Annotated in this window: 18 protein-coding genes; 13 read left to right on the top strand and 5 right to left on the bottom strand. The window is 50.2% G+C overall.

Features of this window, described 5'->3' with window-relative positions:
* Positions 1–23 precede the first annotated feature (23 nt).
* From NQT62_RS13260 to NQT62_RS13245, 4 genes are read left to right on the top strand one after another with little or no spacing between them, the layout of a single operon-like run.
* Positions 24–308, top strand: a complete 285-nt coding sequence (locus tag NQT62_RS13260; RefSeq protein WP_256765212.1) for a helix-turn-helix transcriptional regulator — start codon at positions 24–26, stop codon at positions 306–308.
* Entirely contained in the window at positions 305–1,087 is a 783-nt protein-coding gene (locus tag NQT62_RS13255; RefSeq protein WP_256765211.1) for a HipA N-terminal domain-containing protein, read from the top strand. The genes NQT62_RS13260 and NQT62_RS13255 overlap by 4 nt, the downstream gene beginning before the upstream one ends.
* A 51-nt stretch (positions 1,088–1,138) precedes the next feature.
* Positions 1,139–1,612, top strand: coding sequence for a helix-turn-helix domain-containing protein (locus NQT62_RS13250; RefSeq protein WP_256765210.1), 474 nt, complete (start codon positions 1,139–1,141; stop codon positions 1,610–1,612).
* Positions 1,599–2,300: a nucleotidyl transferase AbiEii/AbiGii toxin family protein gene (locus tag NQT62_RS13245; RefSeq protein WP_256765209.1), complete on the top strand. Its 702-nt coding sequence runs from the start codon at positions 1,599–1,601 to the stop codon at positions 2,298–2,300. The genes NQT62_RS13250 and NQT62_RS13245 overlap by 14 nt, the downstream gene beginning before the upstream one ends.
* 44 nt (positions 2,301–2,344) lie before the next feature.
* On the opposite strand, the gene NQT62_RS13240 is transcribed toward NQT62_RS13245, so the two are convergent.
* The 5 genes from NQT62_RS13240 to NQT62_RS13220 all read right to left on the bottom strand — a co-directional run bounded on the left by NQT62_RS13240 (position 2,345) and on the right by NQT62_RS13220 (position 6,077).
* A complete protein-coding gene (locus tag NQT62_RS13240) occupies positions 2,345–3,586 on the bottom strand; it encodes an ATP-binding protein (protein WP_256765208.1) in 1,242 nt (413 codons plus the stop codon).
* A gap of 267 nt (positions 3,587–3,853) precedes the next feature.
* A complete protein-coding gene (locus tag NQT62_RS13235; protein WP_256765207.1) occupies positions 3,854–4,375 on the bottom strand; it encodes a hypothetical protein in 522 nt (173 codons plus the stop codon).
* Positions 4,372–4,884 (bottom strand): D-Ala-D-Ala carboxypeptidase family metallohydrolase, encoded by a 513-nt coding sequence (locus NQT62_RS13230; protein ID WP_256765205.1) that lies wholly within the window; start codon positions 4,882–4,884, stop codon positions 4,372–4,374. The genes NQT62_RS13235 and NQT62_RS13230 overlap by 4 nt, the downstream gene beginning before the upstream one ends.
* 3 nt (positions 4,885–4,887) lie before the next feature.
* Positions 4,888–5,226, bottom strand: coding sequence for a hypothetical protein (locus NQT62_RS13225; RefSeq protein WP_256765204.1), 339 nt, complete (start codon positions 5,224–5,226; stop codon positions 4,888–4,890).
* On the bottom strand, positions 5,223–6,077 hold the full coding sequence (locus NQT62_RS13220) for a hypothetical protein (RefSeq protein WP_256765203.1): 855 nt from the start codon (positions 6,075–6,077) through the stop codon (positions 5,223–5,225). Before NQT62_RS13220 ends, NQT62_RS13225 begins: the two co-directional genes overlap by 4 nt.
* 248 nt (positions 6,078–6,325) lie before the next feature.
* Here NQT62_RS13220 and NQT62_RS13215 point away from each other — a divergent pair, with 248 nt between their 5' ends.
* From NQT62_RS13215 to NQT62_RS13185, 9 genes are all read left to right on the top strand, one after another.
* Positions 6,326–6,703, top strand: coding sequence for a MarR family EPS-associated transcriptional regulator (locus tag NQT62_RS13215; protein ID WP_256765202.1), 378 nt, complete (start codon positions 6,326–6,328; stop codon positions 6,701–6,703).
* A 397-nt stretch (positions 6,704–7,100) separates the two neighbouring features.
* Positions 7,101–7,349: a helix-turn-helix domain-containing protein gene (locus NQT62_RS13210; RefSeq protein ID WP_256765201.1), complete on the top strand. Its 249-nt coding sequence runs from the start codon at positions 7,101–7,103 to the stop codon at positions 7,347–7,349.
* Positions 7,264–7,539 carry a DDE-type integrase/transposase/recombinase gene (locus NQT62_RS15545; RefSeq protein ID WP_370569188.1) on the top strand — a complete coding sequence of 92 codons (276 nt, stop codon included), beginning with the start codon at positions 7,264–7,266 and terminating at the stop codon, positions 7,537–7,539. The genes NQT62_RS13210 and NQT62_RS15545 overlap by 86 nt, the downstream gene beginning before the upstream one ends.
* 73 nt (positions 7,540–7,612) lie before the next feature.
* A protein-coding gene (locus NQT62_RS13205) for an IS3 family transposase (RefSeq protein ID WP_256765419.1) occupies positions 7,613–8,847 on the top strand; the annotation gives its coding sequence in 2 pieces (ribosomal slippage) (positions 7,613–7,958 and positions 7,958–8,847; 1,236 coding nt in all).
* A 42-nt stretch (positions 8,848–8,889) separates the two neighbouring features.
* Positions 8,890–9,117, top strand: a complete 228-nt coding sequence (locus NQT62_RS15540; RefSeq protein WP_370569187.1) for an integrase core domain-containing protein — start codon at positions 8,890–8,892, stop codon at positions 9,115–9,117.
* A 181-nt stretch (positions 9,118–9,298) separates the two neighbouring features.
* Complete coding sequence (locus tag NQT62_RS13200; protein WP_256765200.1) at positions 9,299–10,615, top strand: lipopolysaccharide biosynthesis protein; 1,317 nt, start codon at positions 9,299–9,301, stop codon at positions 10,613–10,615.
* Positions 10,612–11,592 (top strand): STELLO glycosyltransferase family protein, encoded by a 981-nt coding sequence (locus NQT62_RS13195; RefSeq protein ID WP_256765199.1) that lies wholly within the window; start codon positions 10,612–10,614, stop codon positions 11,590–11,592. Before NQT62_RS13200 ends, NQT62_RS13195 begins: the two co-directional genes overlap by 4 nt.
* The gene (locus NQT62_RS13190) at positions 11,589–12,728 is read left to right on the top strand and encodes a glycosyltransferase family 4 protein (RefSeq protein ID WP_256765198.1); all 1,140 of its coding nucleotides are present in this window, start codon (positions 11,589–11,591) and stop codon (positions 12,726–12,728) included. The genes NQT62_RS13195 and NQT62_RS13190 overlap by 4 nt, the downstream gene beginning before the upstream one ends.
* Positions 12,729–12,932: 204 nt before the next feature.
* A partial coding sequence (locus tag NQT62_RS13185) for a transposase (protein ID WP_256765418.1) occupies positions 12,933–13,046 on the top strand: 114 nt, incomplete at its 3' end.

The raw sequence follows: 13,046 nt of genomic DNA, 5'->3' as shown, positions 1-13,046 counted from the left end.
TTGAATTTTTCATTTTATTTGAAATGGTTGAAAACCTGAAAAACCCGCTGGACTTGGCCCACTTGGTGAAAACCCACCGGAAAACCGCTGGTGCCCAAGGCCGAAAAATGACCGCCGACACACTGGCCGAACTGGCTGGCGTGAGCCGGGACACGATTTTCCGCATTGAACGGGGAGAAGACGTGTCGTTTGCCACCGCCATGCGGGTGCTGCGCGTGTTTGGCTTGGCGCTGCATGCGGGAAAGCCTGAGGCACCCGACCTGTATTCCGCGGCTGATTACTTCAAAACCGACGGGCTCACACCGTGAGCCTGGAGCAGTATCCGCTATTGCGGCAACTGCCCCGCCTGGGCGGGCCAGTCAAGCTGCTGCAAGTGTTCAATGCTGGCCGCCCCTGTGGTTGGCTGGGCTGTGAAGACAGCGGTGAATACTGGTTTCACTACGCAAGCGGAAGCATCGAGCAAGCCGCCGTGAGCGTGCTCATGCCCCCCAGCCGAAACCTGTACCGTTGGCCTGAATTGTTTCCGGTGTTTGAGCAACACCTGCCCAACCCGGCTGGCTGCGCCCTGCTGCAAAGCCTGTACCCAGAGGTGCCGCTGGGCCCACTGGAGTTGCTAAGCCTGGTGGGGGCCAATACTTTGGGCACGCTTACCTTTGCCAACCCCGATGCGCCGTTTGTTCAAGCCCGAAGTTGGACCACTGAGGCAGAACTTGCCAGGCGGCCATTGGATACCTTGGGCAGCGCTGCAGTGCCGCTATTGAGCAGCCTGAATGCACAGGGGGACTGTGCTGCGCTGGTGTATGCACACCGCGCTTTCAATGTGCCCAGCGTGGTGGCTTGGGCGGGCACTTTGGCTGCACAAACCCCATGGCTTGAAGACCTGCCTTTGCGACAGCGCAGCTTTCAAACCGGGCAACACCTGCAGTGGGCGTTGCGTGCCGATGTGGATGCGCAGGGCTTGCGCCAGCCCTGGGAAGCACCGCACAGCCGGCTGGGGCTTAGCCGGGCTGGGTTTGCTGCGGTAAAAAAGGACCCACGCCGCTGGCGTTGGGTTGCGCAGGAGTTGGGTTACCTCAAAACAGTTTAGTTGTTTCTTATTATTTACAATACAATATTTTTGCATATAATAAGAAACATTATGTCGAAAAACATTGCTCACACCTTCGAACAATCCGCCGCAGCCGCACAGCGGCTTGGCGCATTTATCGCCAACCGCCGCAAAGCGCTCAAGGTGCCGGCCACGCAAACCGCGCTGGCGGCAGGTATATCCCGTGTCACCTTGCATCGCCTGGAACAAGGCAGCACCAGCATTACGTTGGGCGCCTGCCTGAATACCATGGCTGCACTGGGCCTACTGGGCGCCTTACCTCCGCAAGAGAACAGCCATTCACCCATGCTGCCGAGCCGGGTTTGCGTCACTCAATATCCTGAATTGCAAAAATTGGCATGGCAGCACCATGACAATGCGGAAATCAGCTTGCAGGCTGCGTTCAAGCTGTATCAAAACAACTGGCGCCATGTTCAAGTTGCAACACTGGGCGAAGCCGAAATACAGTTCATCACCCTACTTGAGCAAGCTTTCGAAGAGGCCTTGTTGCATGTTCAGCCGTAAACACCATCAATTGATTGCACTGGCGCTGCAAGGCCTTAACGCCCCCAAACTGGCAGAGCACCAGTGCTACTTTGGTGGGGGCACAGCCATTGCCCTACAGTACGGCGAATATCGCGAGTCCGTCGACCTGGATTTCATGGTGTCGAATACCGACCACTACCGGCAACTTCGGCAGTTGTGCAAAGTCGGTGGAAGCGTTCAGGATTTGTTTTTGCCAGCAGCCAGTCAGTGGGTTCAATTTGGCGAACTGCGGTCCGATCAATACGGCATTCGCACCCGCCTACTGGTGATGGGGACACCCATAAAATTTGAAATCGTGCTGGAAGGTCGGATTGAGTTGGACACCCCAGGCCCGGATGAGCACATACTCGGCGTTGCCACACTGCGTAAAACAGACCTCATTGCAAGCAAACTGTTGGCCAATTCCGACCGCTGGGCAGACCCCTCCGTCAATACCCGAGACCTGATCGACCTGGCCATGATGCACCCTACACATGCTGAGTTTGAATTGGGCCTCCAGAAAGCCAGACGCGCCTACGGCGACTCCATTCTGAGTGACCTGAATAAGGCCATCCATGCGGTGCAACAACAACCAGAACGGCTGTTAAAAGCCTGTGAACGCATGGCGATACAAATACCGCCCGCGCAGTTGATGCAACACATATTGGCCTTGAACAGTTTGCAATAGCGCTTTGCGGGGCAGCACTTGGCCCGCCAAAACTCCACTCCCCTCTACGGTCGCCCCCACAAAGTAGCCAGCGGCGCAGCCCAAAGGTTATTGCCCAACGGCAATGTGTCATCGCCGTCGTACAACACAATACCCATCTTGAATTTGCTACCTGCCAGGCCAGAGAGTTTTCTCAAACCCCGCAGGTCACTGTCCTTTACGGTTGCAGAGGCCTTTACTTCCACACCCACCAAATCCCCGACAGTATTTTCAATCACAATATCGACCTCCACCTGGTCAGCATCGCGGTAATACATCAAGGAATAAACGCCTTCCGAAGTGGTTGTTGCCTTCAATAACTCACCATAAACAAACGATTCGAGCACATTACCAAACCGTGTTCTGTTTTGTTGAACCTCATTGGCTGTCAAACCCTGCAACATTGCCAAAAGGCCGGAATCAATGAATTGCAATTTGGCCGTTTTAAGAACCCGATTGAGTCGATTGTGAGCCCACACTTCTATTCGCTTTAGCAAATACATTTGCTCAAATACACCGACGTACTTCGATGCGGTTTTGTTGTCCAAGCCAAGCTGTGCGCCAAGCTGGGTGTAATTGCACATTTGGCCAGCCATCTGGGCCAGAGCACTCAGAAAGCGCGGTAAATGATCCAGCTTTTCAATAGCCGCAATGTCACGAACGTCACGCTGAATGAGTGCATTGATGTACTGTTGTGCCCAAACGGTTCGGCGCCTGGATGTTGGCCTTGCAATCGCTTCAGGATAGCCACCGCGCAGCACACGATCGACCAAATTCATTTCAGCCAAATATTGACCAGGTTGGGGAATTCGACCGTCAAACACACTGTCGATCCAATTTGTAGAATGCCCCTCGACCTCACACTGGGACAGAGGCATCAACAACAGGTTTTCCATGCGACCAGCCAGCGAGTCGGCCACAGTCGGCAAGGCCATTAGGTTGGCCGAACCAGTAAGCAAAAATCGCCCAGGCCGCCGGTCCTCGTCTACACTTTTTTTGATCGCCAACAACAATGCTGGCGCACGTTGTATTTCATCAATGACCGCACGGTCCAAGGCCCGGATGAACCCGACGGGGTCTTGTTGGGCAGACATCAAGGTCAGTTGGTCGTCCAATGTCAGGTAGCGCATACCCTCAGCGGTGATTCCCCTCACCAAAGTGGTTTTGCCCGACTGACGCGGGCCAGTCAACAGCACCACTGGGGTATCGGCCAGGGCTTCTATCAAACGCGACTGAATGCGACGCGGGTAAAGTGAGGGGTTGCCCATCGGTTTTAATTTTTCGTAAATTAAGGAATATGGTACCGTAAATCAAGGAATGAAACCCTGTTAATTTTGGAATATAAACCGTTAGAAGCGAGGAATTACAACACGCTTCAAGTCATGATTAAGGCAGGGCGTCAAGCCCAGTTGACCCTGCGGTGAATAACCCATGCAATCACCGCATGAAAAGCGGCGGTTATTCCTACATTCGGCCGCATGCAGCCGCTGGGGGCCGCAGCACCAGCTATGAATTGGCAGATTTCTAAAACACCCCTAGCTTCTAGGCCTGTCAATAATGCCCGGTTCAATGTTGTCGTACTTGGGTGGGGTGGGTGCCACATCGGCGGAATACGGAATGGGTGAAGACGGGCATTTGAACAACAAAGGCGATCGATTCGGATATTTCCAATCCACCATCTTCACAACATTCTCCGCCACTTTCTCAAAATACATGAAACCGTCTTTTTGAACATAGGCACTGCGGCTTGTTTGTGTTGAAACGTGCGCCTTAACCAACCCACCTTCTATCCGATATTCGTCAACCTTGTTCAACTCCTCATCGAGATCACCCTCAACCTCATCGCGCCAGTAAAGGTATTGTTTTCCAAACTGGCTATCGGGCCTTTCGCAGGCTTTTGTTAAGTCAAACCCATCATCGGTGTACGTAGCCCATTGGCCAAACAACCAGTTCTCACTTTTTTGTGCAGCATGAACACTGCCCTCTAAAGGCTTGTTGCATGACAAAAGGCCAACAGCAGCAAATGAAATCACGATGTGTTTAAAGCGTCGAATCACGATAACTTCCTGATGATGTTGGCTGGCTCGGTAAACAATATTCCATCATGTAGCTTGCGAGAATTTTTGAATTTGGTCTTTTCCTCACGTTGCCCCCGAACAGGCTGAAACGAACAATGGACCCAACCCGAGGAATGCACTCCGGGGGTGAAGTGTTCCAAAATCAACTGGCCATGATTTAGATTGTCCCGCACCCAACACGCCAAGTCATAATTGCTCATCCCCCGAACCTCAAAGTCAGCCGCTTGGCCAGTGAGGTGCTGCGAGGTGTCTGAGCCGCCTACAGCCCTATTCACCGCAGCGCTTCTATACGCGCTGTTGATGGTCAGCCGCGGGCCAAACTCCTCAAACAGCGGGTGAAGAATGTTCATCGCCAATTCACGCAAATTGGCGATGATGATTGGGGATTCGGGTTGGTTTGCTAAGCCCGTACTGGTCACTGTAAGCTCGCGCAATGTGAAGTACTGCGTGACACAGGCGGGAAATTTTGCGGTGCAGGTTTGGGGCATGCTTTACCCCACCCACTTCAACACATCGCTCAGTGCATCCAGACCTTTGGCCACGGTGGTCAACACATCCGTCGTATGCTTGGCTTTGTCAACGCGCTGAGCCAGGCTGGCCATGGCAGCTTGCAACGCCACCAAATTCGCTTTCGCTTCCTGGGTGAGTTGGCTCAATTGGGCGTTCTCAAGCTTCACCAAAGCCATGTAGGCCATGCTGAGCTGCTGCTGGTGTTGTTCGCGCTGGCTTGGGTTGAGTTCAGCAATGTCAATTCGGTAGAGGGCCGCAAACACATCCTGGGTGTGCTTGCGCAGTTGTTGAAGGTCGGTGTTGACGGTGGAGTTGCTCATGGGTTTGCCTGCCGCGTTTGAAGGGTTTGAATGCTGGCTTGCAGCTCGGTGAACACGCCGCTCAACTGGTTCATATTGCCCTGGCCGCGCAGCACGTCCAGCCAAGCTTGCTGCATGCGCAGGCTAGCTTGCCGCGCCTCTTCCAGCAGTGCAATGTTGGGCGGCGGTTTGATGCTGCTCATCCACGCCTTCTTCCAAGCTTCACCCAGTTTTTTCTCGGCCAGGTAGGGCTTTTCCACGTTGTCGCGATAAGCCACTTCGCGGGCCAGTTGCTCCCGAAAGGTCATCCACTGTATTTGCTCGTCCAGCACCTGCTGATTGAACAGCAAAGCCTGCCCCACCACACTGGCATCCCGTTGCAACACCAATGCCACTTCGCGGTTGTGTGCAGCAGTGGCCACATGCCCCGCCAGGCTGGCCACACTGTTTTTAATGGGTGCAGCCAAACCCGGTAGATTGGGCACCACCCCCAAGGCATCGGCCAACGCCTTTACATTTTTTTGGGTGGCAGCGGTTTGGTCCCCTTTGGCCAGGGCTTGAAGTTGTGCAAAGTATTGGGCTTGCAAATCAAGATAGGCATTGACCAGGCTCACCGCTTGAGCCCGTTCGCGCATGGTCTGGGTTTGCTCCTCCAAAGTGCTCTGGGTGCGCTGCAGGTTGGGTAGCAGGTCGGCGGTAAATTCCAGAGAATGGTCCAGCGCCAAAACGTTGACCTTTTTGAGGGTGGACACATACTGCTGTCCACCTTCAGCCACCTGCTGTGCAGTGGATGAAACGGGCGATGTTGAGCAAGCCGCAGTGGTAGAAACCAGCACCGCCACAGCCAAGTTTTGGAGACATTTGAGTGGCACGAAGCACCTTCCAGGCATTGTAGAAGGCCAAACTGTAAGGAAATTTCTGACAGGGTGAGAAGTGCTGCGTTGGGTGTCACCGAAATATGGGACGCAAAAAAGCACCGATTTAGTGCGAAAAATTAGAGTCTGACCCCAAAGTGCCGCACGGGCGTGATTTAATTGTTCAAGTTTGTACAAAAAGTATTGCCCCCCAAACCGTATTCTTATTTCCGCGAATGCCGACCGCGACACTGCAGGGCGGTAGCGTGCCCAACACTGGAAATACCCGCCCCAACATGGCCAGCCGGCAACAACAACTTCAAGAAGACACTGCGTACAGGGTGATGCGAATTCTGGATGAAAACCCGGACCTTACCCAGCGTGAACTGGCCGAACGCCTGGGCGTGAGCACCAGCGGACTGAATTATTGCCTGAAGGCCCTGAAGGAGAAAGGGTTGGTGAAGATGCAGAACTTTGCGCAGAGCAAGAACAAGTTTGGGTATGTGTATGTGCTGACCCCAAAGGGTATCGCAGAGAAGGCGGCGCTGACTGGGCGGTTTTTGAAGCGGAAACTGGCAGAGTACGAGGCGCTGCGAATGGAGATCGAAAATCTCAGGTCTGAAATAGAACAAGTCGGGGATTAACAACTCTCAAAGCTTTAATCTTCCTCGTATTGCCCAGAAATGCGATGTGTACCCACCCAAATTGCACGTGGAAAGCCGATTTGCTGCAAGGTGCTTCCTAAGTTTAGGGTGCCTCCGGAGGCCCAGAGCCCACAGCCGATGAGAAAGTGTTGTCTGCAAAAATTGGTGAGCTGAAACTGGAGAACGATTTTTTAGAAAGCGCGCAACCAGGGCTGCGTTGCTGAGCGCAAAGCGCTTATTGACCCGAACCATGAGTTGCCGGTAGATGGGCAGGCCAAGATTCTTTGTATGGCTAGGTCGATGCGTATACAAGCCTATGCCGGCTTCTGATGCTAACCTCTCGCTGATGGCAGCGATGGATCGTTTGAATTTGGACCGACCGTATGCGAGCAGTTGCATGATGAGTGACTTGTTGCTGCGGCAGGGATTTGCAGGTGTTGGTGAGCACAAAGTCTTCACCTTGATGCGCAGAATGGGCATTCAAGCTATTTACTGCAAGCCTAACACCAGCAAGCCCCCCCAAGCACAAGATCTGTCCGTATTTGATTGGAACACTGCCAATGGATCGGACCAATCAGGCCTGGGCACTGGACATCAGCAACCTTCCCACGAAACGCAGCCCCTTTTATTTATGTACAGTAATTGATTGGTTTAGCAGGAAAGTGCACATTCGGAGGCTGTCCAATACCATGCATGCGGATTTCCGCGTTGAAACGTTTCAAGAATCGATAATCAAATATGGCAAGCCCGAGATCGGCAACACTGATCAGTGCAGTCAATTTACCAGCGTGGATTTAATGGAAATGCTTAAAGGTCTCGGTCTCTATATACATTGAACTTGCCCCCTGAATGACAGTGCCGGAGGTATTCCTTAAACTTAGGACTAGGAATACATCTATGTTTACGACTATGAGTTCAGATGGCAAGCCCGAGCGGGTTGAAGTGATTACGGGTGTCCAGCGCCGACGGCGCTGGACACCCTCGGAGAAGTTGGCTTTGGTCCAGGAAACATACCAAGCCGGTAAAACGGTTTCCTTGGTGGCCCGCGAAGCGGGCATCACTGCCAGCCAGTTGTTCCAATGGCGCAAATCATATACAGACGGTTCTTTGGTTGCGGTTGGCGCCAACGAACCAGTGGTACCAGCTTCTGAAATGAAAGAAGCTTTGAAGCGCATCAAACAATTGGAAGCTGCGCTGGGCCGCAAAACGCTTGAGAACGAAATTCTCAAGGAAGCGGTTGAGTACGGTAAAAGCCGAAAGTGGATTGCGCACTCGCCCTTGTTGCCCGGGGACGACCAGTAAGAGAGGTCTGTTTTGTCCTTGGCATTTCGCGCAGTCACATAACCGCTCTGAGAACCAGAAAAGCTGATTGGGTTGACCGTCGAAAGGCGCACCCCAGGCCTGATGACGACCAGTTGTTCAGTGACATCATCAGCGTTGCCAAAGACCTGCCCACTTACGGCTATCGCCGTGTGTGGGCGATTCTGAAGTTTCAAGGGGTCGATGGTAGTCCACGACTGGTTAACCATAAACGGGTTTACCGAGTAATGCGAGACAACAATTTGTTGTTGTTTCGGCATGGCAGTAAGCCTAGGGATACGCGTAGGCACGACGGAAAAGTGGCTGTTCAAAGCAGCAACACTCGTTGGTGCTCGGACGGATTTGAACTGTCTTGCGACAACGGTGAGAAAGTTCGAGTGGCCTTTGCCTTGGATTGCTGTGACCGTGAGGTCATGAGCTGGGTTGCAACCACCAAAGGCATTGACGCTGGCCTGGTTGGAGATTTGATGATGCAAGCAGTGGAATATCGGTTTGGCGCGGGCAGTACTGCGCAAACTCCCATTGAATGGCTGTCGGACAATGGCTCTTGTTACACCGCGATTGAAACCAGAACCTTTGCAAAACAACTGGGGCTCAAACCCGTCAGAACGCCGGTGGAAAGCCCGCAAAGCAACGGCATGGCCGAGAGCTTTGTGAAGACGTTCAAACGTGACTATGCTCGTCTGGCCAATCGGCCTGACTCGCAGACGGTCATGCGTGATTTAAAGTTGTGGTTTGAACATTACAATGAAAAGCACCCTCACAGTGCTTTGGGGTACCTGCCTCCTCGGAGATTCCGGGAAAAGCCGAAGTCAATTAACTAATACCGATGGCCCTGTAATACGGGGGCGAGTCCACAAATCAGCATGGATGGCAAGGGATGTTGGCGTGGCAATGTGGTGATCGAGCGATTCTGGCGCGCGATCAAATACAAAGAGGTGTACCTTCGGGCCTATGAAACAACATCGGAGGTCAAAAAACTCCTACATGAGTACGTCGAACTTTACAATGTAGCTCGAGGCCCTCAAGCCTTAGATTGCAAAACCCCAGACGAGGTGTATTTCGTCAACCAGGTTGCAGCATTGGCTGCTTAATCCGCAGGGCTAGGTATTTATTAACATTTCACAAAAATGGTCCGACTAAACGAGGTCTGCTCTAGACGGAAACTGTCAGATCAGATCGGGGCCACCATAAGTAATCACAGTCAATCAGAAATCTATCTCAAGCCATGGGAAACTTTTGTGTGTTTAAATCAAGCCAAATCGGTAGTCACCAATGAGATCAAAATATCTTGCTGACCGCCGTCAGCACCTTATTGACAAAGCTGCCAAGACAGGTCTTCTGGCGCGAGCTTTATCAATCGGGGCAAACTTAGCCACGGTGCCATTAGTAATGTCAGCGCTAAGTATCAGTGACTTTGCAATATGGGCAACAACCACATCATTGCTGACAATGATGCAATTCCTAGATTTCGGAATTGGAAATAGCGCCATGGGCAGAGTTACAGAAGCATTGGCCCATGATGATCACGAACGGGCTACACGGATAGTTCGCCATGCTTATCTTGTACTAGGTAGCATCGCCGTTTTTTTTCTGTTCGTCGGTAGCTTATTTTACTTTTCTGGAATGTTGGAGGCGATGGCCTTGCGTTCCGGATCTTTCCTGGCAAGCCATATCGACTTAGTGGCCAGTTTTGTAATGTGCTACGGACTTGTGATTCCTGCGACTTTTGTGCAGCGTCTGCTCTTTGCTCATCAACGAGCGGGCTCAGCTACGATCCTACAACTTGCATTCTCCCTTTCATATTTAGGTTTCGCAGCACTATTAGCTTGGCAAGCAGCCGACTTGGCCGTCTTCGTGCTTGGCTATGTGTTGTTAATGGTAGTGGTATACGGGAGCTATAGCTTGCATCACCTACGACAACATTATCCCGACATAAAGTTAAGTGGAAACATTGATTATGATTTAACTACCTCTCTTCTTAAGGGGGCTGGTCTGTTTTTCCTACTGCAGATTACTGTCTCAATCGTATACAACTCCGATAACGTTATTTTGACTACTGTGGCTAGCCCAGACGATGTGGCGACCTATGCTACTACATGGCGCATGTTTAGTATTGTTGTGATGGTTAACAGTTTGATCTTAGGGCCCTTGTGGCCTGCAGTGGCTGACGCGAAAGCCAAAGGAGATTTTAATTGGCTCAGAAGTGCCTACCTAGAAAACCTCAAACGTAGTATGATCGCAAGCATTTTTTTGGCAACCTTACTCGTAATGATTGGCAACATAATTCTTGATATATGGACGGGTGAAAAAGTTCAAGCTCCCGCTCAATTATTGTGGCTGCTAGCTATTTGGGTAATACTCGAAGGGTATGGACAGTGCATGGCCATGCTGCTCAACGGCTTACAAATTTTACACCTACAAATAGCAGTGGCATCAGTAATGTTAATTGTCGGGACAGGATTAAAAATTTATCTCGCAGGTTCTATCGGACTTTACGGACCAATAATAGGAACAATCATCTCATTTACGCTCATCGTTGGCATCACAGAAACAGTTTTTATTCATCGACTATTAAAGAGTAAATTATGAAGAAATGGATTGTCATAACAACAATCAACTCGCCCACTAAGGCGATTCACCGCATAAGCGAAATGACCAAGTTAGGTTGGCGTTGTGTGGTAGTTGGTGATCGAAAAACGCCAGCAGACTGGTCAAGCCCAGGCATCAACTATTTTTCGTATGAACAACAACTTAAAAACTTTGGTGACCTTGCTAGAGATACCCCCGCAAATCATTACTGCCGAAAAAACCTTGGGTACTTGTATGCAATTCAACAAGGAGCAGATGTCATTCTAGAGACTGATGATGACAACATTCCTGGACAATATTTTGGAACTAATATTTCGCGTGAAGTTACAGGTCAACGTCTGGGTGGAACTCGATGGTCGAATGTTTATAAACACTTTTCAGATCAGCTCATATGGCCTCGAGGGAATCCTTTAGACTCCATTCACGAGGGTGGTCATTTAACTGAAGAAGTAGTCACTGAATCGGCACCTATTCAGCAGTTTTTAGCTGATGGCGATCCGGATGTGGATGCAATTTATCGACTGCTTTTCAAAAAACCACTTATTTTCAGACAGCGCACACCGGTGTTACTTGACAACGGTACATGGTGTTCATTTAACTCGCAGAATACTCTATTCTTCAAAGAGGCCTTTCCTGCGCTGTATCTGCCATGTCATGTGAGCTTTCGTATGACGGATATTTGGCGATCATTCGTAGCCCAGGCCGGACTCTGGAAACAGGGCAAGAAAATTGCTTTTCGGGCTGCCACAGTGGTACAGGAACGCAACGAGCATAATCTCATGCGGGATTTTAGTGACGAGGTGGTTGGCTATCTACGCAATGAAGAAATTGTCACTGCACTTGAAACAATTGAAGCAATGGCTTTGGACGAATTTGTTCTAACCGCCTGGGAGAAGTTGCGCCATATTGGAGTGGTAATTAATGAAGAGGTACACCTCGCTAATGCATGGATGAAAGAAGTAAAGAAATACCTATGAAAATTGCGATATACGTAAGTGAGCTAGATGTCAAGGGTGGGACACACAAGCAGGTATTGCGGCTTACACAATATTTAGTTCAACAAGGACATAAGGTTCAACTATTTACACCCATATTTAATCTCGTCAAGACTTTTCCAGATTTTGAAAACATTGATATAGTGACATTGTATGATGAACGACCAAAATCCCGTTTAAGCAGGCTATTCCGACGCCTTGCGCCGATTCTACTTGCATTTAAACTTACCAAATTTGATGTATTGAATATTCACGACAACGGTGGATTATTATTTTTCTTCACTTCATGGCTTCGTAAACGAGCCCGCTGCTACGTCTGGCAGATCAATGATCTTCATCATTCTTTTCGATTGGGAAACAGCGCGAAATTATCTGCTCGTTGGCATCACCCGATTGCTCGACTGTTCAACCAGTTAATGGCCCGTATGGTTGATCACATCACCGTAAATGTTGGCAAAAATGTGATGCGTGTTCATCAGCACCTAGGTATTAATGCTGAGCTGCTGTACTGTGGCGTCGATTTACCTACGCAAGCCCTAAACACGTCACTGCCACACATGTCACCGTTTCGCGTACTGTCTACTGGTGTTTTCTTTGGTTACCGCAATTACGAACGCCTAGTAGAGGCTTGTGCAATTGCGGCTGCAAAATCAAGAAGGAGTGTTGAGTTAACTATAGTAGGCGATACTCGCGCTCGACCTGAATATGCTGAAAAAATTCGTAATCTAGCGATCTCACATGAGCTTCCTCTCACCGTCCGAGAAAATATAAGCGATGAGGAGTTAGATCACGAAATAGCAAACTGCCATATTTTTGCATTCATCAATATCGATCAAAGCTGGGGATTAGCAGTATTTGAAACAGCAGCACGTAAAAGACCTGTAGTTCTGTCTAATAGCGTTGGCGCTGCGGAACTCTTGAACGGTCTGCCTGGTTTTCAAATGGTTGATCCAACATCAACAGACCAAATTGCTCAAACTCTACTACGGTTCATTGACAACCCAATGCTCTGTAGCGAACTCGGTGAGGCCGCCGCACTCACCGTTAGTGGCATGAGCTGGGATAAAATGTACAGCTCTAAAGTCGAATTTATTTTTAACAAATATGATGATAATTAGCAGGCCTTGCGAAATCCCCGTAACCCTCATAAATATTTGATTTGAGTGTTTGATGACCCTTAAATCCCCACAGAAAGTAGAACATGAGTATTCGAAACCTGAGGCATTTTCATCTAAATTTACGTATTGCCACTTGAATTGCCCTAGAGCTCTCTACCCGACGTGACTTAATTACAATGGTCTCTCAACGAAGTGAGAGACGACATGAAACGAGCCCGATTCAGTGATGAACAGATTGTTCGAATCCTGAGAGAAACAGACAAAGACACGGTCGTGGAAGTGGCCAAACGCCACGGTGTTAGCAAACCGACGATTTAC

The organism is Limnobacter humi, assembly GCF_024518835.1.
In the GTDB taxonomy this organism is placed as follows: domain Bacteria; phylum Pseudomonadota; class Gammaproteobacteria; order Burkholderiales; family Burkholderiaceae_B; genus Limnobacter; species Limnobacter humi.
Note: the sequence above shows the minus strand (reverse complement) of the source record. Positions and strands in the feature narration are given on the sequence as shown.